Genomic DNA, 24,228 nt, shown 5'->3' on the forward strand with positions numbered 1-24,228 from the left:
CCGTGGTCCGGATCGGCCTTCGGCCGTGCGGGATGACAGGATTTTCTTACGCCAAGCCCTTCAGCTCGCTGGTCAGGTCGGTCTTCTCCCACGAGAAGCCGCCCTCATTGTCCGGCGTGCGGCCGAAGTGGCCGTAGGCGGCGGTGCGGGCATAGATCGGCTTGTTCAGCTGCAGGTGCTCGCGGATCGAGCGCGGGGTGGCGCCGCCGATCAGCTCGGGCAGCAGCTTCTCCAGCACGGTCGGATCGACCTTGCCCGTGCCGTGCAAATCGACGTGGAACGAGACCGGCTTGGCCACACCAATGGCGTAGGCGATCTGGATGGTGCAGCGGTCGGCCAGGCCGGCGGCCACGACGTTCTTGGCGAGGTACCGGCAGGCATAGGCGGCCGAGCGATCGACCTTGGTCGGATCCTTGCCCGAGAACGCGCCGCCGCCGTGCGGGGCCGCGCCGCCGTAGGTGTCGACGATGATCTTGCGACCGGTGACGCCGGCGTCGCCGTCCGGGCCGCCGATCTCAAAACGGCCGGTCGGATTGACCAGCCACTGGGTCTTCTTGGTGATCAGGCCTTCGGGGAAGATCGGCAGGATGTGCGGTTTGATCAGGTCCAGCACGCGCTTGGAGGTCGCGGCCTTGCCGTCGATCTTCTTCTTGTGCTGGTGGCTGACCACGATGGAGACGACGCGGACAGGCTTGCCCTCGCCGTCATATTCCAGGGTCACCTGGCTCTTGGCGTCCGGCTCCAGCGCCGACAGCTCGCCGCTGTGACGCAGCTTGGCCAAGTGGCTCAGGATGTTGTGGCTGTATTGCAGGGTGGCCGGCATCAGCTCCGGGGTCTCGGTGCTGGCATAGCCGAACATGATGCCCTGGTCGCCGGCGCCTTCGTCCTTCTTGTCGCTGGCGTCGACGCCCTGGGCGATGTGCGCCGACTGGCCGTGCAGGTAGTTGGCGAACTTGGCCTTCTCCCAGTGGAAGCCCTTCTGCTCGTAGCCGATGTCCTTGATCGCGGCCCGCACCTTGGGCTCCAGCGATTTCAGGATGTCCTTGGTCAGCTGCTTGTTGGCGGCCTTGTCGCCATCGGGCTTTCCGGCCCGGACTTCCCCGGCCAGCACGATGCGGTTGGTGGTGACCAGGGTCTCGCAGGCGACGCGGGCTTCGGGATCGGCGCTCAGGAAGGCATCGACGACGGTGTCGCTGATACGGTCAGCGACCTTGTCGGGATGACCCTCGGAGACGCTCTCGCTGGTGAAGATGTAGGACGAACGGCTCAAGGGACAGCTCCGGCCATAGAAGTCGCAGGAATGGACAACACGTCCATCCCACTAGCCGGACAGCATATAAAGATATGTTTATGTCGGCAAGCGGCGCTGGTCGTCGCGACCCGGAGCAGAGCTAGTCTTCGACTTCCGCCGCTTCGTCGTCGGCCATCGAGCGGATCAGGTCCAGGATCCGGCGACGCACCTTGCCGCGATTGATCTTGGGAAACAGGCTGGCCAGTTCCAGACCCTCGGGGGTCATCAGGAAGTCGTGGACGAACTGCTCGGAACCGGTTTCGGCCATGCCCTCGGCGTCGGTCGGATCGGCCAGGCCCTCGAAGAAATAGGCCACCGATGACTGCAGGCTGCGGGCGATCTCGTACAGCTTGCTGGCGCTGACGCGGTTGGCGCCGCGCTCGTACTTCTGCACCTGCTGAAAGGTCAGGCCCAGGTCCTCGGCCAGTCGTTCCTGGCTGACGCCCAGTATCTTGCGACGCATTCGGATACGCGCGCCGACGTGAAGGTCGATCGGATTGGGGTGACGGTCTTGGTCGGAAGGAGCGCTCATGCCTACGCTTGATAGCTGAAATTGCGGTTTTTATTCAGCCCTATGTCTAACGGATTGGTAATAATTAAAAAGCCCTTGCCCGCTTTCCGGCGAAAGCTCGCCAAAGCCGATATCAAAATCATCAGCAAAAACGGAAAATCGCCGAGCCGGCCAAAGGGTGTAGACGCCCCCATGTCGGGCAATATTCCGTCTATAACGCCGCTTTCGCCCAGGCCTAGCCGCTCGCCGCGCACGATCTTGCCCCTGGCGTCGATCAGGGCCGAAACGCCGGTCGGGGTCGCGCGGATAATCGGAACGCCAGTTTCGATGGCCCGGTAGCTGGCCAGGTTCAGGTGCTGCAGCGGCCCGGAAGTCACACCGAACCAGGCGTCGTTCGACACATTGATCAGAGCACGGACACGGGGGTCGGGTTTGGCCAACCCCGGAAACAGGCTCTCGTAACAGATCAGCGGCTGGACGATCAGGTCCGGCGAGACCTGCAGAGGGGCCGGGCGGGGCCCCGTGGCGAAGCCGTCGCCCAGGTGGGCCAGGCTCTTGACGCCCAGCCTGGTGAGCAGGGCGTCCATCGGCAGATATTCGCCGAACGGCACCAGTCGGTGCTTGTCGTAGATCCCGACCAACTCGATGTCGGTCGGCCCGCGCTTCAGGGCAATCAGGCTGTTGTAATAGACCGGCTTGTCGGGCGAGCCCTCGTAGCGATAGCCGCCGATCAAAAGGAGCTGACCCGGCTGCAAGGCGTCGACAATGGCCTGACGCACCCAGGTTCCCGGGGCCAGATAGTCGTTGATGGCAGCCGGCAGCGCCCCCTCGGGCCAGACGACGATGTCGGCCGGCTTGCCGTTCTCGTGGGGTTTGGCGGTCAGCGAGACATAGGCCTGGACCACCTGGGCGAAGCGATCAGCGTCCCACTTGGCCTCCTGCTTGATGTCGGCCTGAACGATGCGGACGGAGGGCGACGAGGCCTTCGGGGTCGGCGCGGTCGGCGGCGTCCAGCCATTGATGTAGAGGGCCGCGAGCAAGGCTGCGGCTGCGGCGATGGCCTTGCGGCCGGCCAGACCCTCGCGCCAGACAGCCGGAGCGGCGGCGATGGCCAGGGTGATCCAGGTCAGGCCATAGGCGCCGACCAGGGCGGCGGCCTGGGACGGGGCCGAGCCGGCCTTCCAGGTCTCGCCGGGCAGGTTCCAGGGAAAGCCGGTCAGGACGTGGCCCCGCGCCCACTCCAGCGCCGCGAAAGCGCCGGCGAACAGCAAAATCCGGCGCACGCCGGCTGGCCGGATCAGTCGATAGAGCACCGCCGCCCCGCCCCAGAACAGGGCGAGCCCTCCCGCCATGGCGGCGACCGCGAAGGGCGCCATCCAGCCCTGGTTGGCGGCATCGACCATGAAAGCCTCGCCGATCCACCATGTGCCCAGACCAAAATAGCCCAGTCCCGCCAGCCAGCCGCGCAGGAAGGCCGACCGCAGCCGACGCGGGCCGTCGAGGGTGTCCAGCAGCCATAGCAGCAGGGCGTAGCCGAGCAGGCCCGGCAGGACGCCAAACGGCGGATGGGCCAGGGCGGCGGCGAGACCTGCGAGCAGGGCCAGGACCCGTTCGCGCCACAGCGTCGCGAGCTTGAAGTTCACGAGGCGGCGACTTCCGCCGGTTGAGGGGTCGCGCCTGGTATGGCGGCCGGCCGCACGCGCACCCGTCGCACCCGGCGCGGATCGGCCTCGACCACTTCCAGATCGAAGCCGTGCGGATGGGCGATCACCTCGCCCCGCTGCGGCACCCGGCCGGCCAGGGCCACGACCAGACCCGCGACCGTGTCGATGTCTTCTTCCATGTCGGGCGGCGCCAGTTCGCGACCCAGGGCGGCTTCGAGCTCCTCGAGCGGCGCGCGGGCGTCGGCCTCGTAGACCCCGCCGGGCCGGGCGACGATGCCGGCGACCGTGGCGTCGTCATGTTCGTCGTCGATGTCGCCGACCACCGCCTCGATCAGGTCTTCCATGGTCACCAGGCCGTCGGTGCCGCCGAACTCGTCGATGACCAAGGCCAGGTGGATGCGGCTGGTGCGCATGCGCAGCAGCAGGTCGGCGGCTCGCATCGAGGCGGGCACATACAGCGCCTCGCGCCGGACCTTGTGCAGAACAACGTCGGCGCCGCTCGGGCGCTTCTCGCCAGCGGCCAGCATGCGGAACACGTCCTTGACGTGGACCACGCCCACAGGATCGTCGAGGGTCTCGCGATAGATCGGCATCCGCGAGTGCTCGGCCTCGGTGAACTGGGCGATCAGGACTTCGAAGGGGGTGGACAGCTCGACCGAGACGATGTCGGCGCGCGGCGTCATCACGTCGGCGACGCGGAGGGTCTTGAAGGCCTCGGCCTGATCGACGATGTCGACTGCGCCGTCCTGGGCGGGCTCGGGCTGGCGGACAGCCTCGACGGACCCCGACAACTGCTTGCGCATCCTGCGAAAAAACGCCCGCACGCCCCGGCTCTGTCGAGCTGGGCCGGCGGGCTGTGGACTAGAGTCGTCGCTTGGCATGGCCTTGGAGTTCTACCCCTGCTCACTGGCGTAAGGGTCTGGAATATCCAGGGTGGCCAGGATCTCGCGTTCCAGGGCCTCCATGGACTCAGCCTCTTCGTCACCTTCGTGGTCGTATCCTAAGAGATGCAACACCCCGTGCGCCACAAGATGTTGCAAGTGATGCGCAAGAGGTTTGCCCTGCTCGATCGCTTCGCGCTGGCAGACCCCAAATGCTAGGGCGATGTCGCCGATCTGACCTTCGGGATTGGGCGGCGAGGGGAAGGACAGGACGTTGGTCGCGTAGTCCTTCTGGCGAAAGTCGCGGTTCAGGGCTCGAACGCTGTCGTCGTCGGCCAGCAGGATGACGATCCCCTGGCCTTCGATGTCCTGATGAGCGTCCAGCACGGCCTGGGCGGCGCGCCAGACCAGGGCCTCGGTCTCGGGCTCGGCCTGGATCCAGGCCTCGTCCTCGATCTCGATGTCGACGGTCATCATTGGGGGATCATGGTCATTTAGCGGGTCGTCGTCTGCAGGGCGTCGGCGTCATAGGCCCTGACGATGCGCTCGACCAGAGGATGGCGGACGACGTCAGCGGCGGTGAAGCGCGAGACCGACACGCCTTCGACGCCTTCCAGGATCGACACGGCGTGAGCCAGGCCGGAATCCCGGGGGTTAAGCAGGTCGATCTGGGTCGGATCGCCCGTCACCACCATGCGCGAGCCCTCGCCCAGCCGGGTCAGGACCATCTTCATCTGCAGGCGCGAGCAGTTCTGGGCCTCGTCCACGATGACGAAGGCGTGGGCCAGGGTTCGGCCGCGCATGAAGGCGATCGGGGCGACCTCGATCTCCAGCTTCTCGCGACGACGCCGCAGCTGGTCGGCGCCCATGATGTCGGTCAGCGCCTCCCAGACGGGCGCCATATAAGGATCGACCTTCTCATTCAGGTCGCCCGGAAGAAATCCGAGTTTTTCGCCGGCCTCGACGGCGGGACGGGTGACGATCAGGCGATCGACCTCGCCGCGCAGCAGCATGCCTGCCCCGTGAGCCACAGCCAGGAAGGTCTTGCCGGTGCCGGCGGGACCCAGGCCAAAGGACAGCGGATGGTTGCCCATGGCCTCCATGTAGCGGGCCTGACCCTTGGTCTTGGGCGAGACGTTGCCTTTGCGCACCGTGCGGGCCGAGGCCTGGCCGCCTGTGCTCTGGGCCTCGCCGACGGCGATCCGCACATCGGCTTCGACCACTTCCTCGCCCGCGTCGGCGCGGCTGGCCAGATCATTCAGCGCCCGCTTGGCGCCGGTGCGTCCCTTGACGTCGCCGGTGATGGTGACGCCGCCGCCGGGGGTTTCGATGAGCACCCTGAAGGCGTCCTCGATCAGGGCGGCGTGGCGGCCGCTAGGGCCGGAGACGGCGTGAACGGCGTCATCCGACAGCGGCAGGAACTCAGGGGAGCGGCTCAAGCGGTCTCCAGAACGACAGAGGCTTCCAGAACGCCGCCCAGGCTCATCTTGGCGGCGCTTACGATACGAACCGGAACGACGGTTCCGATCAGCTGTTCCGCGCCCTCGGCATGGACGGCCTGCAGATAGGGACTGCGGCCGACGATCTGACCGGCGTGGCGGCCGCTCTTTTCGAACAGCACCGGCATGGTCTTGCCGACCTGGCCGGCGTTGAACATCTTTTGTTGTTCGTCGAGCAGCTGGTTGAGACGCTCCAGGCGCTCGGCCTTCACCGCCTCGTCGACCTGGCCGGTCATGGCCGAGGCCGGGGTGCCGGGGCGGCGGGAATATTTGAACGAGAAGGCGCTGGCGAAGCCGACCTCGCGGACCAGCTCCAACGTCTTCTCGAAATCGCCGTCGCGCTCGCCGGGGAAGCCGACGATGAAGTCGCCGCTCATGGCGATATCCGGCCGCGCGGCGCGGATGCGCTCGACCAGGCGCACATAGCTTTCGGCCGTGTGATCGCGGTTCATGGCCTTGAGGATCTTGTCGCTGCCCGCCTGCACCGGCAGGTGCAGATAGGGCATCAGCTCCGGCAGCTCGCCATGAGCCTCGATCAAATCATCGCCCATGTCGCGCGGATGGCTGGTGGTGTAGCGGATGCGGTCGAGGCCATCGATCTTGGCCAGCTGGCGGACCAGCTTGGCCAGTGTCGAGCCGCCGCCGTCGTAGGCGTTGACGTTCTGGCCCAGCAGGGTGACCTCGCGTACGCCCTGGTCGGCCAGGCGCCGGGCCTCCTCGACGATGTCGTTCACCGGCCGCGACCACTCGCCGCCGCGCGTATAGGGCACCACGCAGAAGGTGCAGAACTTGTCGCAGCCTTCCTGCACGGTCAGGAACGCGGTGACGCCATTGACCTGGCGTTCGGCCGGCAGGGCGTCGAACTTCTCGTCGGCGGCGAAGCTGGTCGCGAGGCGTTCGCCGGTCGCCCTGTGGGCGCGGGCGATCAGCTCGGGCAGCTGGTGATAGGATTGCGGACCGACGACCAGATCGACCGCCTTCTGGCGGGCCATGATCTCCTTGCCTTCGGCCTGGGCGACGCAGCCGGCCACGGCGATGGTCATCCGACCGCCGCCCGCCGCCTTGCGCTCCTTCATCAGCTTGATCTGGCCCAGCTCCGAATAGACCTTCTCGGTGGCCTTCTCGCGAATGTGGCAGGTGTTGAGCACCACCAGATCGGCGCCCTCCGGGTCACTGACGACGCCATAGCCCAGGGGGCGCAGGACATCGGCCATGCGCTCGCTGTCATAGACGTTCATCTGACAGCCGTAGGTCTTGATGTAGAGGCGCTTTTGCGGGGTCTCGCTCATCGGGCGAGGTTATGAGCGCGCGGGGACGCGGGCGCAAGATCGCTGGGTAAATCCTCCCCTAGCTGGGGAGGTGTCGGCGAAGCCGACGGAGGGGGAAGTATCGGCTCAATCATTGCCGACTTCCCCCTCCGGCCTTCGGCCGCCTGCCCCGTTAGGGGGAGGATCTTTCCATCCGCTCACTCCTCCAGCGGAACCCCGTAAAGCTCCAGCCGGTGGTCGATCAGCTTGTAGCCCAGCCGCTGGGCGATGGCGTTCTGCAGGGCCTCGATCTCCTCGTCCACGAACTCGACGACCTTGCCGGTCTTCATGTCGATCAGGTGGTCGTGATGATGGTCGGGCGTCTCTTCGTAGCGCGAGCGGCCATCGCGGAAGTCGTGGCGTTCGATGATGCCACTCTCCTCGAACAGGCGAACCGTTCGATAGACCGTGGCGATGGAGATGTGCGGATCGACGGCGTGGGCGCGGCGGTGCAGCTCCTCGACGTCCGGGTGGTCATCGGCGCCCGACAGCACGCGCGCGATGACGCGGCGCTGGTCGGTCATGCGCATACCCTTTTCGATGCAGAGCTTTTCAAGTCGATCCAAGGCGGCGCCTCCGTCTGAGTCGATGGCAAGATAGGCGGTCGGACCCTAGCTGTTAAGCGCCCGACGCATGACAACCGCGTCCCTAGCGCCATCCGGACGGGGATAATAGCCCTTGCGCAGCCCGACCTTGGCGAAGCCCGTGGCCGCATAGAGGGCGATGGCGGCGGCGTTGTCGGCCGCGACCTCCAGGAACATCGCTTCGGAGCCGGTCTCGGTCGCGATTCCAGCTGCCATTTCGACCAGAGCGCCGCCCCAGCCGCGACGGCGAGCGGCGGGATCGACGCCGATGGTCAGAACCTCGGCCTCGCCGGCGATGGACCGGCACAGAATGAAGCCCTTTTCGACGGCCGGCTCACCCGCCTCGCCCAGCACGGCGAAAACGCCGGGCGATTTCAGCAACTCTTCGAAGGCTATGGCGTCCCACGGCCTGTCGCCCCGCGCCCGAAAGGCGCGGTCGTGAAGGTCGGCCAGGATAAAACAGGCCTCGAGGCCGACAGGACGCAGGATCATGTTGCGGATTGGGCGGCAGCCAGGGTGGCGTAGGGCGCGCGCAGATAGAGCGGCCGCGGCGAATAGGTGGGCGCGGGCTTGGCGGCCGCCAATTTCGCCACGGCGACCGGGTCAGGCGAGACAGGAGTAAGGACAGTCGCGTTCGGGAAGGTCTCAGCCAGCAGCGGCGCGCCCGAGCCGACCAGCGAGACAGCCTGACCGCCATGCAGCTCAGCCAGCCGCGCGGCCGCCGCTCCCAGGTCCAGAGCGTCCGGCGCCATCAGGGCGGTCCCATTATCAAAAACCTGCAGATAGACTTGGCTCATCCGCGCATCGAGCGCGGCCGCGACGAAGCCAGGCGAGCCAAAAGCCAGAGCTTCCAGCGTGCTGACCCCGACGCAAGGGATCGACAGCGCGGTGGCCAGACCCTTGGCGAAGGCCAGGCCCACGCGCAGGCCGGTGAACGAACCCGGACCCACGGTGACACCGATCCGGGTCAGGTCAGGGAACTTCACACCGGCTTCCAGCGCGACCTCGCGGGCCAGAATGCCGATGCGTTCCTGGTGGCCGCGGGTCATGGGCTCGCTGCGGGCGGCCAGCACGCGGTCGCCGTCCAGGATCGCGACGGAGCTCGCGCCCAGACAGGTGTCGATGGCCAGGATCATGCGACCTCAGGCCGAACCGACGGCCGCGCCTTCGACAGGACGCCAGACAAAGCCGTTCAACTGCCCCTTGGCGTTGAGGATCTCCGCCGACGGCAGGCCACCCTTGGTCCAGCCGGGCACACCTATCAAGTAGGTGACATTGGGCGCCTCAGGACGGACGCAGACCAAGGTGTTGACGTCGCGGCCCTCGCCGGCCCGGCAATTGGTGATATCCAGACCCAGAGCCGACCATTTGGTCAGCAGGGTCTCGTCCTTTGGACCGCGCACGTCGCCGCCTTCGAGGCGGATCGAGCCCAGGTCGCCATCCTCGCTCTTGGAGATCTCCATCAGCGGGATCTGGTTCTGCTCCACGGTGATGATCGGCGCGGCGGGGCCGGGGCCCGAGTGCAGGAACGCGCTCTTGACCATGGCCTTGGGAAACAGGGCCGCCAGAGTCGGCGGGTCAAAGGCCGTGCCGCTGGTGATCGGGCCAACGCTCTGGGCGGTGATGGTCAGCGGGCCTTCTGTGTAGGGCGTCACGGCGACGGCGACCGAGCCGCTGTGACCTTCCTCGGCCGGCGGCGGGGCGGTCCCGGCCTGATCGGCTTTCTTTTCCACCGGGCCGCAGGCGGCGAGCAGCAGGAAGGGCAGAGCGATGAGGGCGAGGTGCTGGGTCATGGGCTTGTTTTAGCGCGTGCGCGCGGGATGCACAAAGCCACCGTCGCCTCCGGACGCGAAACGACCGGAGGCTCAGGTTCGGAGCGATCCCTACTCACGCGGACCGGGTGAAACTTCGAGAGCGTGACAGCCGAAAGTGGATGCCGGTTTCGGCGCCCGTCACGCTCCAAGCAAGTGGGCCTGAAGTCAGATGATCTTCGCGGCTTCCTCGAAGTCGAGACGAGGGCTGCGCGGGAAGAGGCCGTCTTCAGTGCCATAGCCAATCGAAGCGATGAAATTGGACTTTATCTTGGTCCCGACGAAAAACTCCGCGTCGACCCCGGCATTGTCGAAGCCCGACATCGCGCCGACGTCCAGGCCGAGCGCCCGGGCGGCGAGGATGAAATAGCCGCCCTGCAGCGAGCTGTTGCGGAATGCGCTCCACTCCTTGGCCACGGGGTCGCCGAACCAGTTCTTGGCGCCGGGGGCGTGCGGGAACAGCTTGTCGAGGGTCTCGGGGAAATCCAGATCGTAGCCGATGATCACCGTGACCGGGGCCTGAAGGATCTTCGGACCGTTCGAGCCCGACGACAGCGCCGCCAGCCTGGCCTTGGCTTCCGGACTGGTTACGAAGACGAAGCGAGCCGGCGTCGAGTTGGCGGCGGTTGGGCCAAACTTCACCAGATCATACAGCTCGCGCATCAGGCTTTCGGGAAGCGGATCGGTCTTCCAGCCATTGCGCGTGCGCGCCTGCGTGAACAATTGGGCGAGCGCCGGAGCGTCGAGCTTGGCCATTGGGGATCCTCAAGCGGTCTATTAGCAACTTGTAGGGTTGCAATATAGCCTTTCAGACTGGGCGCGCAACCCGGCCGGCGTGGAAAAGCTAGAGCGTCTGCTCGACCCGGGTGACCTCGGGCACATAGTGCTTGAGCATGTTCTCGACGCCGGCTTTCAGGGTCGCCGACGAGGACGGACAACCCGAACAGGCGCCGCGCATGTGCAGCCAGACCACGCCGGTGGCGGGCTCGAACTTGCTGAAGACGATGTCGCCGCCGTCCTGGGCCACGGCAGGGCGGATGCGGGTGTCGAGCAGTTCCTTGATCTCGGCGACGATCTGGCTGTTTTCCTCGTCATAGACGCCGTCGTCGTCGTGACCGCTCTCAGTGGCGTCCAGCAGCAGGGGCCGACCGCTAGTGAAGTGGTCCATGATGGCGGCCAGGATCGGCGCCTTCAGGTGCGGCCACTCGGCGTCGCCGTTCTTGGTCACGGTCAGGAAATCGGGACCGAAAAAGACCCGCATCACATCGCTCAGCTGGAACAGGGCCTTGGCCAGCGGCGAGGACTCGCCCTCCTCCGCCGTCTTGAACTCCCGCGCGCCTTCACCCAGCACTTCGCGGCCGGGCAGGAACTTCAGGACCTCAGGGTTGGGGGTGGTTTCGGTCTGGATGAACATGGCGAATAAATGGACCCGGGGACCTCGCCGCGCAAGTGCGCCGCATCGCCACAAAGAAAGGTGACACAGGCGTCATTTTCTGGCGTCATACGGAAAACAATGATCCGCGGGAGACTATCATGAGCGACGGCTCGATTGATCTGGGCGACGAAGCGCGCGCCAAGGCCTGGTCCATTCCGCTGGAGGACTATCACGTCGCCGACCCGGCCCTGTTCAAGGCCGACGCCATGTGGCCGTATTTCGAGCGCCTCCGGAAGGAAGACCCGGTCCACTTCTCCAAGGGCGACGAGGAGACCGGCCCCTACTGGTCGATCACCAAGTACAACGACATCATGGCGGTCGACACCAACCACGCGGTGTTCTCCAGCGACGCCCATCTGGGCGGGATCACGATCCGAAACTTCGACGAGGACTTCGTCCTGCCGATGTTCATCGCCATGGATCCGCCCAAGCACGACATCCAGCGCAAGACCGTCAGCCCCATCGTCTCGCCGGTGAACTTGGCCAAGCTGGAAGGTGTGATCCGCGAGCGGGCCGGCCAGATCCTCGATGAGCTGCCGATTGGCGAGCCCTTCGACTGGGTCGACCGGGTTTCCATCGAGCTGACCACCCAGATGCTGGCCACCCTGTTCGACTTCCCTTGGGAAGAGCGCCGCAAGCTGACCCGCTGGTCCGACGTCGCCACCGCCTCGCCGGAAAGCGGCATCGTCGAGAGCGAGGACGCCCGCCGGGCCGAGCTGCTGGAATGCCTGGGCTATTTCACCAATCTCTGGAACGAGCGGGTCAATGCCGAGGAGCCGGGCGGCGACCTGATCTCGATGCTGGCCCAGGGCGAGGCGACCAAGAACATGCCGCCCATGGAGTATCTGGGGAACATCATCCTGCTGATCGTCGGCGGCAATGACACGACCCGCAACTCCCTGACCGGCGGCCTCTACGCCCTGTCCAAAAATCCGGAGCAGGAAGCCAAGCTGCGGGCCAATCCCGAACTGATCCCGTCGATGGTGTCGGAGATCATCCGCTGGCAAACGCCGCTGGCCCATATGCGCCGCACGGCGTTACAAGACGTGGAACTGGGCGGCAAGACCATCAAGAAGGGCGACAAGGTCGTGATGTGGTACGTCTCGGGCAACCGCGACGACACGGTGATCGAGAACGCCGACGCCTTCATCATCGACCGCGAAAACCCCCGCCGCCATCTGTCGTTCGGCTTCGGCATCCACCGCTGCGTGGGCAACCGCCTGGCCGAGATGCAGCTGAAGATCGTCTGGGAGGAGATCCTCAAGCGCTTCCCGAAGATCGAGGTGCTGGACGAACCCCGCCGGGTCCATTCCAGCTTCGTGAAGGGCTATGAGACCCTGACGGTGCGGATCCCCGAGCGGGTTTAAGCGGCTCTGTTCTGAAGGGTTCTCACGAGCCTCCCCCGGAAAGGCCAGAGCGAATGTGCGCTATAGATTTCAAGCCAAGATCCGTCACGCCGGTGTTCCAAGACGCTCGTCCCAAAGGCGTAATCCTGAATTCGTGCTTGGCCTGCGATCCAATCATCCAGCAACGCCTCGAAATCTGAGCACACGCTGTCGAACGGGAAAAAATAGGACCAGAATTTTCCGACGCCGAAGTTTAGTTCATCATTGTTCTGCAGAGCGAGCGTGAGCTCCTCTGAAAGTTTGTCCTGTCGCGGAAACGACCACCAGACCTCGACCGGTGCATCTGAACCGATCTCGTACCGAAGGCCGTGACGGTCGGCGAAACGCCCAAACAGCTCCGTAGCTTGCTGGGTGTAGTCACGCTGCGACTTGGACATGGCCGCCCTCCGCTTTCAGATTGAGGCTAAGCCCCCCAGAACCCGACCAGCTTCTTCACCTCGGCCACGGTCGGAGCGGCGACTTCGCGTGCCCGCTCCGCGCCCTTGGCCAGGATGCGGTCGATCTCGGCCGGATCGGCCAGCAGGGTCCGCATCCGCTCGCCAACCGGGGCCAGCTTCTCGACGGCCAGCTCGGCCAGGGCCGGCTTGAAGGCGCCAAAGCCCTTGCCGGCATATTCGGCCAGGACCTCGGCCTTGGTCCGCCCGTCCAGCGCCGCGAAGATGCCGACCAGATTGTCGGCCTCGGCGCGGGTAGCCAGCTCTTCCAGGGTTTCGGGTAGCGGCTCGGGATCGGTGCGAGCCTTCTTGACCTTGGTCGCGATGGCGTCGGCGTCGTCGGTCAGGTTGATGCGGCTATAGTCCGACGGATCGGACTTGCTCATCTTGGCCGAGCCGTCGCGCAGGCTCATGATCCGGGCGCCAGGACCTTGGATCAGCGGGTCGGGCTGCGGGAAGAAGTTGGGCGCGCCGCCCGGAATGCCGAAGTCGTGGTTGAACTTGGCGGCGATGTCGCGGGTCAGTTCCAGGTGCTGCTTCTGGTCCTCGCCGACCGGCACATGGGTGGCCTTGTAAATCAGGATGTCGGCGGCCTGCAGCACCGGATAGGTGTAGAGCCCCACCGAACTGCGCTCCTTGTTCTTGCCGCTCTTCTCCTTGAACTGGGTCATGCGGTCCAGCCAGCCCAGGCGGGCGACACACTGGAAGATCCAGGCCAGTTCGGCGTGCTCGGGCACGGCCGATTGCGGGAAGATCGTCGCCTTGGCCGGATCGAGACCGGCGGCCAGATAGGCGGCGGCGATCTCGCGGGTCTGCTGGGCCAGGGCGGCGGGCTCCTGCCACACGGTGATGGCGTGCAGGTCGGCCACGAAAATGAAGGTGTCGATCTCGTGCTGCAGGCGGGCGAACTTCACCAGCGCCCCCAGATAGTTGCCCAGGTGCAGGGCGCCGGAGGGTTGCACGCCGGAGAGCACGCGGGCGGGGCCCGCATAGGCGCAAGGGGGGGCGGCGACGGTTTGGTCAGTCATGGCTTCAGCCCTGAAACTCAGGAAAGGGGATATCGAAACTTGGAATGGCGAGCGCGGGAGCGCCAACCGCATCTGGAGATGCGGCGATCAGGGTCAGCGGGAGCCGCGCCATCGCGGCGCGAAGGGACCGATCGAAGCCATGGACGCTGGTTACCGCTCCGCGCATCGCAGGGCAAGCCGGCTCAGCGACCTCGCCCGCGCCGCAGCACGGTCTTGGCCTCGGCGATGGTCACCCCGCCGGAGAGTAGCAGCAGCAGCGGATAGAGCCCGGCCGCCAGGGCGCAGGTCGCCAGAATGGCTAGCTCCTTGGCCGAGCCGAGACCCAGGCCAAGGATCGGCGCCTCGATGGCGGCGCGCAAGTGGGACAGGGCCGCCAGGATCATGCCCAGGGCGACGCTGGCCGCCAGCACCCTGAAGATCTTGCCCCAGGCAACCTTGCTGGGCGTGTAGTCGCCGCGCTTGCCCAGGGTCAGCACCATCTGCAGCACATTGATCCACGAGGCGGCGCTGGTCGCGGCGGCGAGACCGGGCACGCCCATGAACGGGAACAGAGCCAGACCGAGGCCGATGTTCACGGCCACCGAAACCAAAGCAAACCGCATCGGGCTCTTGGTGTCGCCCCGCGCAAAAAAGGCCGGCGACAGGATGCGGGCCAGCACAAAGGCAGGCGTGCCCCAGCCATAGTGCATCAGCGCGTTGGCGGTCTGGCGGGCGTCGAACACCGTGAACTCGCCCCGGGTGAACAGGCCGTCGATCAGGAAGAACGGGATGCTGAACAGGGCTGCGGCGGCCGGCAGGGTCAGGGCGAGGGCGAAAACGATGGCCTGGTCCATGGCGGTCTGGGCCTCGCGACGATCCTCGGCCGCCACGGCCCGCGACAGGCGCGGCAGCAAAGCCACGCCGATGGCTACGCCCACCAGACCCAGCGGCAGTTGGTACAGGCGGTCGGCATAGGCCAGCCAGGTCCGCGCGCCGTTCACATGGCTGGCCAGCACGCCCGAGATGGTGATGTTGATCTGGCTGGCGCTGGCGGCGATGGCCCCGGGCACAGCCAGGGCGATCAGGGCCTTGATCTCCGGCGTCAGGCGCGGAAGCCGCCAGCGGATCGTGGCGCCCGCCTTGCGGACCGCCCAGACCAGCAGCAGCACCTGGCAGACGCCAGCCGCCAATATCCCCCACGAGGCCGCCACTGCCGCGTCGTGGGCGTTGCGGGTCGGGATTACGGCGATCAGGGTCACGAGATTCAGCAGGATCGGCGCGGCGGCCGAGACGATGAACTTGCCCCGGGCGTTCAATACGCCCGACAGTAGCGCGACGATGGCCATGCAGGGCAGGTAGGGCATGGTGATCTGGGTCAGGATCACGGCCAGCTTGTACTTGTCAGTGCCGAAACCAAAGCCCGGGCTGATCACCATCATCAGCCACGGCATGGCCGCTTGCGAGATCAGGGTCAGGACCACGGTGAAGGCGGCGATGGTGGCCATGGCGTCGGCGGCCAGCTTGTCGGCCACGGCGGCGCCGTCGCGGTCCAGGGTCTTGGAATAGGCCGGCACAAAGGCCGCCGCGAAGGCGCCCTCGGCGAAGATCCGCCGGAACAGGTTGGGGAACATCTGGGCGGTGTTGAAGGCGTCGGCCGCGAAATTGGCGCTGGCCCCCAGGAAGTACGAGATCACCAGATCGCGCACGAACCCCATCAGCCGGCTGATCAGAGTGAGGCCCGAATAGATCGCCGACGACCGGATCATGCCGGGGGCTTTTTTCGGGGCGGCGGCGGGGGGCGAGGTGTCGGTCACCAGCGGCTTCTGGGGGCTTGAGCGGGAAGCGTCAAGGGAGCCCGGCCGCTGGGTTCTCTCAGCGTTCCGTCAACAGGCTCGCCAACTGGCGACCGGAACGCCACGCCCCTTCCACCGAACCGCCGCCGAGCCAGTCGCCGCAAACGCCAAGGCCCGTCTCTGGGTCCCAGAGAACGTCACGGGGCGGGCCCTCGGGTCGCGCATACCGCCAGCGATGGGCCACGGTTGACACGGACCGCGGCGAGGCCCGTCCAAGCAGGACCTCAAAACCGCGCAGCAGTCGGGACGCAGCCTCCTCGGCGGTGATCTCCAGGTTCTCCCGCGACCAGATGGGGCAGGCCTGGATCACCCATGCCTCCGGACCTGCGCGCCCCGGCTTGCTGGCTTCGCGCCCCGCCCATGCAACGACCTCGCCGCCCGTCAGCACCGCGAGGGGGCTCTCAACGGGTCGTTCAAAGACCACCATCAGGCTCCAGCAGGGCGCAGACGGCGAAGCCTGGGCCAGAGCAGCGAAGGCGGGCTGTACCGTCGCCAGCAGCACCGCGGCCTGTTCAGCGGGGATGGCCAGAACCACGCGGTCGAACAGCCCCTCGACCTCTGCCGCACCTTCCAGGCGCCAGGCGGATCCTTCGCGCGACAGGCCGGCGACGGGACAGGTCCAGCGTGTCTCCAACTCCGCCGCCATCGCCTTGAGCGGAGTGTTCATGGCCGGAAGGCCGACGAAGCAGCCAGGACCGGCGGCAGCCCATGGCGCAGCCAGGCCCTGCAGCATCCAGGCCTCGACCTGAGCCCGGAAGTCGGCTCCCGCCGCCGTGAAGCTGGATGCGCCATGATCAAAGGCGGCCTCGCCGGTCTCCAGGGCCAGCCGGCGCGTCGACATCCGCCCACCTGGACCCCGCGCCTTGTCAAACACCACGACGGAATGACCGGCCGCCCGCAGGTCGGTGGCGCAGGTCAGGCCGGCCATGCCGGCGCCGATCACAGCGGTGCGGGGCCTGATCACCATGGTATGGGCGCTCCATCCCAGGCATAGAAGCCGCCATTGGCGTCGGGACCCAGGCCGTCAACCACCGCCAGAAGCGCGGCGGCCGAGCGCTCGGGCGTGAAAAGTCTTTGCGCCATGCCGGGGCCCTGGAACGGCGCGCTCAGGGCGGTGTCGACAGTGCCGGGGTGCAGGGCGACGCAGATACCGAGCGGCCGTGTGCGCCGGTGCTCGATCGCCAGGGTGTGGATCAGCATGTTCAGCGCAGCCTTGGAGGCGCGATAGCCGTACCAGCCGCCCAACTGGTTGTCGCCGATGCTGCCTACCCGGGCCGACAGGGCCGCCAGAACACTGGGCTGGTCGCGCGGGGTCAGCGGCAGCAGATGCTTTGCCGCCAGCGCGGGGCCCACGGCGTTGACCAGAAAAATGCGCGACAGGGCCTCGGCGTTCAGTGTTCGCATCGTCTTCTCGGGCGTCAGCCTCTCGTCGTGCAGAATGCCTGTCGCGATGAGAATGAGCGCAGGCGCCCCCAGCAGGCCGATGCGCCGCGCGGCCTCGGCAAGACTGTCTTCATCGAGGATATCGGCCGCGATCCAGACCAGGCGGCCCTGACTTTCCGGCGCGGAGCAGTAAGCGGGTCGCTGGCGCGACAGGACGACAATCTGGTCATAGGCCGGGTTCTCGACCAGGGCTCTGGCCAAGGCGCCGCCAACGCCCCCCGAGCCGCCGACCACCACAGCCAGCCTCGCCGGCGTCGAAACAGGCTCATCCATGCAGCAACAGGGCTCCAGCCGACAAACCGCCCGTACCGCCCAGCGTCAGGATCAGTCTCAGGCGTGGATACCAGTCAGGCAAACCCGTGGACCAGATATCCCAGGCGCCGTGAACCAGCAGGGCCAAGGCCAGGATCGCCAACTGCGTTGCTCTCAGATCGCTCGGCAGCAGCAACAGCGCCAGGGCGACCAGGGTCGGGGTCATCGCCAATGATACGACCCCGGCGTCGATCGTTGTTCTTCTCACCGCCAGCGCCCAGCGCGCGCCGCCTAGAAAGGACAGGATCAGGGCGCCATAGACAGCCAGCCCCCGCGCCGACAGGGCGGCATAGCCCGGAAGCAAAACGCCGATCACCGGTAGAGCCAGGAAAGGGATCAGACCCAGCAGGCCATAGACCAGCACCACGCGCGGCGTTCCATGAGTCAGCGTCACGCGCGCTCTCCCGGCGGGATCTTCGAAAATCGGCGGGCAAGAGCCTGCAGCCTGGGCCTTATTCTGAGGAAGCCACGATAGGCTCGCTCCAGCCCCCAGAGCAGAACGGGGTTGCGCGCCATGCGACCAAACGGCGCCAGCACAGGAATAGCTCGCCACAGGGCGGCGAAGGCCGCGGCGCCCGAGACCATCTCTCCACCAGATTCCTGCGCGTGAAATCGCTCGAGCAGAGCGGCGCGGTCCGCCGGACATCCGCCGCCGCCCGCCAGGTCGACAAAAGCGATGGCGCCCCGGCGATCCAGCCGGCGCATCAGGGCGATCTCGCGGACGCATAGCGGACAGTCGCCATCGAACCATACAGTGACGGCGGGCGGCGGCATGGAGGCAGGCGCGCCCGTCACCGGATTCAGGCCTGCCGAACCATGCGCAGGAACTCGTCGCGCGTGCGGGCGTCGTCGCGGATGACGCCCAGCATGCGGCTGGTCGACAGCACCGAACCCTGCGTATCGACACCGCGCAGGGTCATGCAGCTGTGCTCGGCCTCGATCACCACGCCGACGCCGAGGGGATCGAGAACATCCTGAATGGCCTGGGCGATGTCGGCGGTCAGCTTTTCCTGGATCTGCAAACGCTTGGCGAAGCCGCGCACCACCCGGGCCAGCTTGGAAATGCCCACCACGCGATTGCGCGGCAGATAGCCCACATGGGCCCGACCGATCACCGGCAGCATGTGGTGCTCGCAGAAACTGACCACCCGAATATTGGAAAGAACGATCAGGTCGTCATAGCCGCCGACCTCTTCGAAGGTGCGTTCCAGGTGGCTGCGCGGGTCCTCGCCATAGCCGCTGAACAGCTCGGCATAGGAGCGCGCCACGCGGGCCGGCGTATCGGCAAGGCCTTCGCGCGAGGGGTCATCGCCGGCCCATTCGATCAGCACGCGGACCGCCGCCTCGGCCTGGGCCTGGCTGGGGCGATGGGCCACCGAACAGTCGCGAAGGGAGGAGTTGCCTTGAATTTGACTCGCCATGCCCGTTCTCCACGCCGCTACCCGGCGTCGCCAAGCGTTCTATATCTCACTTGAGATATAGAAAAGCAGAGAGTTCATCGGCTGCCCAATTGGGCGGTCAGGCCGGAACCCTGACGGCATAGGCGCGCACGAAAGCCTCGCTCACGGTCTGGGCCAGGGCTTCGGTCGACAGGGGCCGCACGTGGGTTCCGTTCAGCTGATCCTGATGGAGGCAGGCCATCAGAAGCGGCGACAGCAACATCAGCCCCGCCGCGCGGGCGTCGGCCTGGATCATGTCGCCGCGTCGCATATGCTCTTCCAGCCGCGCCTCCAGCACCTGGAGAGTCGGTTCGACGATATGGTTCAGCGTCGAGACGCCGATGTCCGGGTCCAGAAAGCCTTCGGCCAGACTGATGGCGAAGATGTCGCCCAGCTTGACCGGACGCGGCGCCTGCAAGGCCCGGATCAGGGCGTCGGCATAGCCCCGGATCGACTCGCTGAAAGGCTTGTCGGAGGTGCGCTGGGCATCGAGGCCGTCGCGGCCCACTCGCAGACAGTCAGCCAGCACGGCGTCGATCACGGCCTGACGGCCACCGAAATAGTGGCGCAGGGTCGGGACCGTTACTTCGGCGGCCCCGGCCAGATCGCGCAGGCTCGGACGCGCCGCCTGCCGCTGCATCAGGCGGGTGGTCATCTTGGTCAGCAGATCACGCCGCTTGGTCTCGTGATCGGCGTCCTTGGAGCCCTTGGGTCTAGACACCGTGTTTGTCCTTGTGCGCGCCACCCGTAACGCGAAGGCGGGGTAACGGCAATCTGGGCCGGGCCGAGTCGCGCCGAGCCATGCCCACACAACCTCGCAGCCCCGCGCGGAAAACCGCCGAGTTGGTGGGAAGGGTCGCGGAGCGTCCGGGCCTCGCCCGGATGTGTGAGTAGCTGAATACCGTTTCGACGAAGACGAACGCTCCGCGTGATCGTTATCCCTCTGGCCGGGGTGCGCAGGCCTTTTCAGCCTTTTGCCCCACCCGGGCTTACCCTCCTTCGGAACCGGACCCAGCGCTTGGCTGAGCCTCGGCTCTCCCGGCGGACCCGGAGCGGACCTTCGGACGGGCGGGGACCCTGGCAGATCCCCGATGGACAGGTTTACGTCCCCTGTCCTCCTTTAAGCCTGCCAGCCCCGCTCTCGCGACTCCGGCAAACCCCGCTCGATCACCCCTGACAGCCGTCGCTGGTCGCCGGCCGGACGCCCTTCCCGTGCTGTCAGGTGAGATCAGTATGCGGGTGGTTTGAGCGCCGAGGATTGGGGCGATGAAGTTTTTTACATCGCTCTGACGTTGCTGGCCTTTCTTGCGAAAACAGCGGGGATAGAGGGCAGCCAATCCCCATACTCCTCTTTTAAACTCCGTCATTCCGGGCCTTGTGCCCGGGACCCCTCGTTCAGTTTGCACGTGAAGCGCCAGCGACGTGCGCGGGCACGTCGCCCCTTCCGCACCTGCGGCGGACAAAGGGATCCCGGGCACAAGGCCCGGGATGACGGTGATTTATTGGAAGGGCGTCCCGCCCACCTTCGCGCCGAAGGGAGCCATCCCTTCATCTCACGGCGAGACGATCGCCGGGCTGGACAGGTCTCTCAAGGACGGCCCTCCGGGCCGCCGCGGCGCGGCCGGTCGCAGACCGGTCCTTGAGAGACCTGTCCAGCCCGGCACGCTGCAGCCTCCAAGAGATGAATGGCTGGCTCTGCGCGAGGGCGCCTCGGGTAAACTACATCTCTGGATGAGCTACGCGCGAGTTATGTAGTACTCGTGGCGGAGGCCCAATTTCGGCTGAAACAGCATTGCGTTCCAAATGCAGCCCTTCCTGGCTAACAGGAACGACGATAGAAATTACGCCCATTGCGAAACATACAAGAGCGACATTTTTGATAAATGTAGAGAAAGACAAATAAATTGGGGTAATTGTCCTTTCAGAATGAGAAGCGTCTCTATCTAATTTGTTCGACATAGAAATTAAGGTCGACATTTCATTACCAAGTATAGCAATCCTTGCATCAAGAAGAACTTTGTCTCGGATTGTTATATTATGCTGATCCCGCCATCTGAGTTCGGCGAGCTCACTAGCCACCTTCGCGTTGCGCTCACCGATTTGATACGTAGTCGATCTGAAGTCCGGCAAACGCTCCCAGTGCGACTGGATATCCGACTCTATGGACGCTGCCCAAGCCCCGGCGAGTAGACCCGCGGCGAACAATGCGAGAGCAGGTGCCAGGGCCTTCAAGGCCGTGTCGGGACTGGGCACGTTGCCAACGATCCCTCCAAGAGTGATCAAAGCAAATCCATTTCCGATTAACGGCGCCCAGATTAACCTCGACCCTTGATCGTTGCTCATCAGTCAGCGCCCCAACTCAAGCTAGTCGTTACAATAGCTGCATGAGTCTGCAAGTGTTGGCTATGCGAATGAACAATCAGGAGAGGGACCTCGCCTCGCTCCTCCTACCGCGCCACACTGGCCCGCGCCCGCTTCAGCCCCGGCCGCGTATTCGGCGCCCCGGCCTCGTTCGCCTCCAGCGCCGACAGCAGATCCGCCTTCAGCGCCGAGACCTTGCGCGTCTCGGTCAGCTTCCCGCCCTCGGACGTCTGCACATAAAACGCGTCGACCGCGCGTTCGCCATAGCCGTCGATATGGGCCGACTGGATCGACAGGCCGCTCTGGGCCAGAGTCTGGGCCAAAGCGTGCAGCAAACCCGGGCGATCCCGGCCCGAGGCTTCCACCACGGTAGCGTCGTTGGAGGCGTCGTTGTCGACCACCACGCTGGGGGCGATCGTGAAGGCCGCCGTGCGCGACTGCTCGGCGCCGCGACGGGGCTCGAAGCTCATGGTCTCGCCTCGGCTGGCGGCTTCCAGGGCGTCGGCCATGCGGCGCAGGGCGCGGGGGTTCTCGCAGCCCATCGGGGCGCCGGTGACGTCCTGCACATAGAAGACGTCCAGAGCCTGGCCCTGGCGCGAGGTGAACACCCGCGCGCCGACCACATTGCCGCCCAGCGATGAGATGGCCAGGGCCAAGTCGGCGAACAGGCCGCGACGGTCCTTGGCGGCGACCACGATCTCGGCGGCGTTGGAGCCCGGGGTCACCTGGCCCTCGGCGGCGGCTCCGCCCTGGATGGCCGCGCGGCGGGCGAGAGCCGCGTGGTCCTTCAGTTCCTGGATGTTGAAGGCCCCGAAATAGGCGTCCTCCATGGCCGAGGCCCAGCCCTTGGCGGCGGGGTCGTCGGCGACCAGGGCCTCGCGCGCGGCCTCGGCGGCGGCCTCCTGATGGCGCTGGACGCTGGCGGCGGCGTCACTGCCCCGGCCACCCCGGAAAACCGCCTCGGTGGCGTTATAGAGCTCGCGCAGCAGCTGGCCCTTCCAGCCGTTCCAGACGCCCGGCCCCACGGCGCGGATGTCGGCGACGGTGATGACAAGGAGCAGACGCAGGCGCTCGGGGTTTTCGACGATGCGCGCAAAGGCGGCGACGGTGCCGGGATCGGAAACGTCGCGCTTCTGGGCGAAGTCGCTCATGACCAGGTGGTTCTCGACCAGCCAGGCCACCAGCTCGACCTTCAGCCGGTCGACGCCCAGGCGCTCGCAGGCGCTGCGGGCGCTGCGGGCCCCGGCCTTTTCCTGGCCGCCCACTCCGCCCTTGCCGGTGTCGTGCAGCAGCATGGCCAGGAACAGGGCCTCGCGGTCCTCGATCAGCGGCATGATCGACACGGCCAGCGGATGCTCGTCGGCGAGGCGGCCGGCGGCGATGTCGCCGATCACCCCCACGGCCCGCAGGGTGTGCTCGTCCACCGTGTAGGAGTGGTACATGTTGAACTGCATCTGGGCGACGATGCGGCCAAATTCCGGGACGAACCGGCCCAGCACCCCGGCGTCGTTCATCAGGGTCAGGGTGCGGTAGGACCGTTTGCCCCGGGCCAGCAGGTGCAGGAACGCCTCGCAGGCCTCAGGGTCGCGGCGCAGGCGCGAGGTGATCAGGCCAAGGCTGCGGGTGACGGCCGTGAAGGCGTCGGGGTGCAGATCGAGGTCCCGCTCGTCGGCGATCTTGAACAGCCGGATCAGGTTGACCGGGTCGGCCTCGAAGACCTCCGGCCCGTCGATATTGAGGCGGCCGCCGTCCTCATAGAAGCCGTCGACATCCAGCGCCTTGCGCTTGGGGCGACCGCCGCCGGGCAGGAAGCGGGAAATGCCCTTGGGCTCGTTCTTGAAATGCTCGGCTTCCAGCTTGGCCGAGAAGGCGCGGGTCAGGGCCCCGACCTCCTTGGCGATCAGGAAGTAGCGACGCATGAAACGCTCGACCGCCGGCGCGTCGCCCCGATCGCCATAGCCCATGCGGCGGGCGATCTCGGGCTGCAGGTCGAAGGTCAGGCGCTCTTCGGGGCGGCCGGTGGTGAAGTGCAGGTGGGCGCGCACGGCGTGCAGGAAGTCGAAGGCGCGGATGAAGGCCTTGGCCTCGCGGCGGTCGAACACCGCCAGCTTGAAGACGTCTTCCGGGCGGTCCACCGGGTGCAGATATTCTGCGATCCACATCAGGGTGTGCAGGTCGCGCAGCCCGCCCTTGCCCTCCTTGACGTTGGGTTCGACCATGTAGCGGCTGGCCCCGGCCCGAGCCTGGCGGTCGTCGCGCTCCTTCAGCTTGGCGGCGACGAACTGGGCGCCGGTGCCCTTCATCACATCGTCCTGGAACCGCTTCTTCAGCTCGGCGCCCAGGCGCTCGTCACCGGTCAGGCGGCGGGCCTCCAGGATGGTGGTGCGGATCGTGAAATCCTCGCGCGATAGCCGCACGCATTCCTCGATGGTGCGCGAGGCGTGGCCGACCTTGAAGCCCAGGTCCCACAGCGCATAGAGCATGAACTCGATCACGCTCTCGGCGTGCGGCGTGGTCTTGTAGGGCCGCAGGAACAGCAGGTCGATGTCGCTGTAGGGCGCGAGAGTCCGACGGCCATAGCCGCCGACAGCCAGCAGACATAGCCGCTCGCCCTCGGTCGGGTTTCTGGCCCGGAACACGTGGACGGTGGTGAAATCATAGAGCGCGGTGATCACCTCGTCGGTGACGCCGCTGAGCAGGCGCGAGGTCTCAAGACCCCCGGCCCCGTTCTCCAGACGCTCCTTGGCGATCATCCGGCCGCGAAACAGCGCCTGTTTCAGGATCTCGATGGCGCGGGTCCGCTGGGCGGCCTCATCGCCAAGACTGTCGAGGGCGGCGGCGGACAGACGGGCGCGCAGGGCGTGTCCGTCGACGACGTGTTCCAGCGGGGTGGGGCGAAGGCGACGGGGCATGATGGGGATATGGTCTTCCCAAGCGTGATAGCCAAAAGTGGAGGCCGGTTTTTGGCGACCATCACGCGTTCACTATAG

Annotated in this window: 25 protein-coding genes and 1 pseudogene; 1 reads left to right on the plus strand and 25 read right to left on the minus strand. The window is 66.3% G+C overall.

Annotation, left to right across the window (positions count from 1 at the left end):
* Window positions 1-46: 46 nt before the first annotated feature.
* The 14 genes and pseudogenes from metK to ACP69S_RS04120 all read right to left on the minus strand — a co-directional run bounded on the left by metK (window position 47) and on the right by ACP69S_RS04120 (window position 10,962).
* The gene (gene metK / locus ACP69S_RS04055) at window positions 47-1,270 is read right to left on the minus strand and encodes a methionine adenosyltransferase (RefSeq protein WP_425995108.1); all 1,224 of its coding nucleotides are present in this window, start codon (window positions 1,268-1,270) and stop codon (window positions 47-49) included.
* A gap of 121 nt (window positions 1,271-1,391) precedes the next feature.
* Entirely contained in the window at window positions 1,392-1,823 is a 432-nt protein-coding gene (locus ACP69S_RS04060; RefSeq protein ID WP_425995110.1) for a helix-turn-helix domain-containing protein, read from the minus strand.
* A 2-nt stretch (window positions 1,824-1,825) separates the two neighbouring features.
* Window positions 1,826-3,445 carry an apolipoprotein N-acyltransferase gene (lnt, locus tag ACP69S_RS04065; protein WP_425995112.1) on the minus strand — a complete coding sequence of 540 codons (1,620 nt, stop codon included), beginning with the start codon at window positions 3,443-3,445 and terminating at the stop codon, window positions 1,826-1,828.
* The gene (locus ACP69S_RS04070) at window positions 3,442-4,347 is read right to left on the minus strand and encodes a hemolysin family protein (protein ID WP_425995114.1); all 906 of its coding nucleotides are present in this window, start codon (window positions 4,345-4,347) and stop codon (window positions 3,442-3,444) included. The genes lnt and ACP69S_RS04070 overlap by 4 nt, the downstream gene beginning before the upstream one ends.
* A gap of 12 nt (window positions 4,348-4,359) precedes the next feature.
* The gene (gene ybeY, locus ACP69S_RS04075) at window positions 4,360-4,809 is read right to left on the minus strand and encodes an rRNA maturation RNase YbeY (RefSeq protein WP_425995488.1); all 450 of its coding nucleotides are present in this window, start codon (window positions 4,807-4,809) and stop codon (window positions 4,360-4,362) included.
* A 32-nt stretch (window positions 4,810-4,841) separates the two neighbouring features.
* Complete coding sequence (locus tag ACP69S_RS04080; RefSeq protein WP_425995116.1) at window positions 4,842-5,786, minus strand: PhoH family protein; 945 nt, start codon at window positions 5,784-5,786, stop codon at window positions 4,842-4,844.
* The gene (miaB, locus tag ACP69S_RS04085) at window positions 5,783-7,135 is read right to left on the minus strand and encodes a tRNA (N6-isopentenyl adenosine(37)-C2)-methylthiotransferase MiaB (RefSeq protein WP_425995118.1); all 1,353 of its coding nucleotides are present in this window, start codon (window positions 7,133-7,135) and stop codon (window positions 5,783-5,785) included. Before miaB ends, ACP69S_RS04080 begins: the two co-directional genes overlap by 4 nt.
* A 54-nt stretch (window positions 7,136-7,189) precedes the next feature.
* Window positions 7,190-7,306: pseudogene (locus ACP69S_RS04090) on the minus strand (hypothetical protein); the annotation flags it as partial.
* A 5-nt stretch (window positions 7,307-7,311) separates the two neighbouring features.
* Window positions 7,312-7,719, minus strand: coding sequence for a Fur family transcriptional regulator (locus ACP69S_RS04095; protein ID WP_425995120.1), 408 nt, complete (start codon window positions 7,717-7,719; stop codon window positions 7,312-7,314).
* Window positions 7,720-7,764: 45 nt separating this feature from the next.
* A complete protein-coding gene (locus ACP69S_RS04100; RefSeq protein WP_425995122.1) occupies window positions 7,765-8,229 on the minus strand; it encodes a GNAT family N-acetyltransferase in 465 nt (154 codons plus the stop codon).
* Window positions 8,226-8,873, minus strand: a complete 648-nt coding sequence (tsaB, locus tag ACP69S_RS04105) for a tRNA (adenosine(37)-N6)-threonylcarbamoyltransferase complex dimerization subunit type 1 TsaB (protein WP_425995124.1) — start codon at window positions 8,871-8,873, stop codon at window positions 8,226-8,228. Before tsaB ends, ACP69S_RS04100 begins: the two co-directional genes overlap by 4 nt.
* Before the next feature lie 6 nt (window positions 8,874-8,879).
* Window positions 8,880-9,530: a DUF1131 family protein gene (locus tag ACP69S_RS04110; protein WP_425995126.1), complete on the minus strand. Its 651-nt coding sequence runs from the start codon at window positions 9,528-9,530 to the stop codon at window positions 8,880-8,882.
* A 186-nt stretch (window positions 9,531-9,716) separates the two neighbouring features.
* A complete protein-coding gene (locus tag ACP69S_RS04115; RefSeq protein WP_425995128.1) occupies window positions 9,717-10,304 on the minus strand; it encodes a malonic semialdehyde reductase in 588 nt (195 codons plus the stop codon).
* An 88-nt stretch (window positions 10,305-10,392) separates the two neighbouring features.
* Complete coding sequence (locus ACP69S_RS04120; protein WP_425995130.1) at window positions 10,393-10,962, minus strand: NifU family protein; 570 nt, start codon at window positions 10,960-10,962, stop codon at window positions 10,393-10,395.
* A gap of 119 nt (window positions 10,963-11,081) precedes the next feature.
* Here ACP69S_RS04120 and ACP69S_RS04125 point away from each other — a divergent pair, with 119 nt between their 5' ends.
* On the plus strand, window positions 11,082-12,350 hold the full coding sequence (locus ACP69S_RS04125; RefSeq protein ID WP_425995132.1) for a cytochrome P450: 1,269 nt from the start codon (window positions 11,082-11,084) through the stop codon (window positions 12,348-12,350).
* On the opposite strand, the gene ACP69S_RS04130 is transcribed toward ACP69S_RS04125, so the two are convergent.
* From ACP69S_RS04130 to ACP69S_RS04180, 11 genes are all read right to left on the minus strand, one after another.
* Window positions 12,347-12,766: a hypothetical protein gene (locus tag ACP69S_RS04130; protein WP_425995134.1), complete on the minus strand. Its 420-nt coding sequence runs from the start codon at window positions 12,764-12,766 to the stop codon at window positions 12,347-12,349. The genes ACP69S_RS04125 and ACP69S_RS04130 overlap by 4 nt on opposite strands.
* A 26-nt stretch (window positions 12,767-12,792) precedes the next feature.
* Window positions 12,793-13,851, minus strand: a complete 1,059-nt coding sequence (gene trpS / locus ACP69S_RS04135) for a tryptophan--tRNA ligase (RefSeq protein WP_425995136.1) — start codon at window positions 13,849-13,851, stop codon at window positions 12,793-12,795.
* A gap of 182 nt (window positions 13,852-14,033) precedes the next feature.
* Window positions 14,034-15,644 carry a murein biosynthesis integral membrane protein MurJ gene (gene murJ / locus ACP69S_RS04140; protein WP_425995138.1) on the minus strand — a complete coding sequence of 537 codons (1,611 nt, stop codon included), beginning with the start codon at window positions 15,642-15,644 and terminating at the stop codon, window positions 14,034-14,036.
* A gap of 58 nt (window positions 15,645-15,702) precedes the next feature.
* The gene (locus tag ACP69S_RS04145) at window positions 15,703-16,650 is read right to left on the minus strand and encodes an NAD(P)/FAD-dependent oxidoreductase (RefSeq protein WP_425995140.1); all 948 of its coding nucleotides are present in this window, start codon (window positions 16,648-16,650) and stop codon (window positions 15,703-15,705) included.
* The gene (locus ACP69S_RS04150) at window positions 16,644-17,399 is read right to left on the minus strand and encodes an SDR family NAD(P)-dependent oxidoreductase (protein ID WP_425995142.1); all 756 of its coding nucleotides are present in this window, start codon (window positions 17,397-17,399) and stop codon (window positions 16,644-16,646) included. Before ACP69S_RS04150 ends, ACP69S_RS04145 begins: the two co-directional genes overlap by 7 nt.
* Window positions 17,392-17,832: a DUF3429 domain-containing protein gene (locus tag ACP69S_RS04155; RefSeq protein WP_425995144.1), complete on the minus strand. Its 441-nt coding sequence runs from the start codon at window positions 17,830-17,832 to the stop codon at window positions 17,392-17,394. The genes ACP69S_RS04150 and ACP69S_RS04155 overlap by 8 nt, the downstream gene beginning before the upstream one ends.
* The gene (locus tag ACP69S_RS04160) at window positions 17,829-18,212 is read right to left on the minus strand and encodes a thiol-disulfide oxidoreductase DCC family protein (protein ID WP_425995146.1); all 384 of its coding nucleotides are present in this window, start codon (window positions 18,210-18,212) and stop codon (window positions 17,829-17,831) included. Before ACP69S_RS04160 ends, ACP69S_RS04155 begins: the two co-directional genes overlap by 4 nt.
* Window positions 18,213-18,238: 26 nt before the next feature.
* A complete protein-coding gene (gene folE, locus ACP69S_RS04165; RefSeq protein ID WP_425995148.1) occupies window positions 18,239-18,859 on the minus strand; it encodes a GTP cyclohydrolase I FolE in 621 nt (206 codons plus the stop codon).
* Window positions 18,860-18,956: 97 nt separating this feature from the next.
* Window positions 18,957-19,598, minus strand: coding sequence for a TetR/AcrR family transcriptional regulator (locus ACP69S_RS04170; protein ID WP_425995150.1), 642 nt, complete (start codon window positions 19,596-19,598; stop codon window positions 18,957-18,959).
* A 998-nt stretch (window positions 19,599-20,596) separates the two neighbouring features.
* Window positions 20,597-21,220 (minus strand): hypothetical protein, encoded by a 624-nt coding sequence (locus ACP69S_RS04175; protein ID WP_425995152.1) that lies wholly within the window; start codon window positions 21,218-21,220, stop codon window positions 20,597-20,599.
* 104 nt (window positions 21,221-21,324) lie between these two features.
* Window positions 21,325-24,150: a [protein-PII] uridylyltransferase gene (locus tag ACP69S_RS04180; protein WP_425995154.1), complete on the minus strand. Its 2,826-nt coding sequence runs from the start codon at window positions 24,148-24,150 to the stop codon at window positions 21,325-21,327.
* Window positions 24,151-24,228: the final 78 nt, after the last annotated feature.

This window comes from Caulobacter sp. DWR1-3-2b1 (assembly GCF_049895765.1).
In the GTDB taxonomy this organism is placed as follows: Bacteria; Pseudomonadota; Alphaproteobacteria; order Caulobacterales; family Caulobacteraceae; genus Caulobacter.

Coding starts and splice junctions, on each gene's coding strand:
- ACP69S_RS04060 (WP_425995110.1), bottom strand. CDS start 1,823: ATGAGCGCTCCTTCCGACCAAGACCGTCACCCCAATCCGATCGACCTT.
- ACP69S_RS04070 (WP_425995114.1), bottom strand. CDS start 4,347: ATGCCAAGCGACGACTCTAGTCCACAGCCCGCCGGCCCAGCTCGACAG.
- miaB (WP_425995118.1), bottom strand. CDS start 7,135: ATGAGCGAGACCCCGCAAAAGCGCCTCTACATCAAGACCTACGGCTGT.
- ACP69S_RS04100 (WP_425995122.1), bottom strand. CDS start 8,229: ATGATCCTGCGTCCTGTCGGCCTCGAGGCCTGTTTTATCCTGGCCGAC.
- tsaB (WP_425995124.1), bottom strand. CDS start 8,873: ATGATCCTGGCCATCGACACCTGTCTGGGCGCGAGCTCCGTCGCGATC.
- ACP69S_RS04110 (WP_425995126.1), bottom strand. CDS start 9,530: ATGACCCAGCACCTCGCCCTCATCGCTCTGCCCTTCCTGCTGCTCGCC.
- ACP69S_RS04115 (WP_425995128.1), bottom strand. CDS start 10,304: ATGGCCAAGCTCGACGCTCCGGCGCTCGCCCAATTGTTCACGCAGGCG.
- ACP69S_RS04120 (WP_425995130.1), bottom strand. CDS start 10,962: ATGTTCATCCAGACCGAAACCACCCCCAACCCTGAGGTCCTGAAGTTC.
- ACP69S_RS04125 (WP_425995132.1), top strand. CDS start 11,082: ATGAGCGACGGCTCGATTGATCTGGGCGACGAAGCGCGCGCCAAGGCC.
- ACP69S_RS04130 (WP_425995134.1), bottom strand. CDS start 12,766: ATGTCCAAGTCGCAGCGTGACTACACCCAGCAAGCTACGGAGCTGTTT.
- trpS (WP_425995136.1), bottom strand. CDS start 13,851: ATGACTGACCAAACCGTCGCCGCCCCCCCTTGCGCCTATGCGGGCCCC.
- ACP69S_RS04145 (WP_425995140.1), bottom strand. CDS start 16,650: ATGGTGATCAGGCCCCGCACCGCTGTGATCGGCGCCGGCATGGCCGGC.
- ACP69S_RS04150 (WP_425995142.1), bottom strand. CDS start 17,399: ATGGATGAGCCTGTTTCGACGCCGGCGAGGCTGGCTGTGGTGGTCGGC.
- ACP69S_RS04160 (WP_425995146.1), bottom strand. CDS start 18,212: ATGCCGCCGCCCGCCGTCACTGTATGGTTCGATGGCGACTGTCCGCTA.
- folE (WP_425995148.1), bottom strand. CDS start 18,859: ATGGCGAGTCAAATTCAAGGCAACTCCTCCCTTCGCGACTGTTCGGTG.
- ACP69S_RS04175 (WP_425995152.1), bottom strand. CDS start 21,220: ATGAGCAACGATCAAGGGTCGAGGTTAATCTGGGCGCCGTTAATCGGA.
- ACP69S_RS04180 (WP_425995154.1), bottom strand. CDS start 24,150: ATGCCCCGTCGCCTTCGCCCCACCCCGCTGGAACACGTCGTCGACGGA.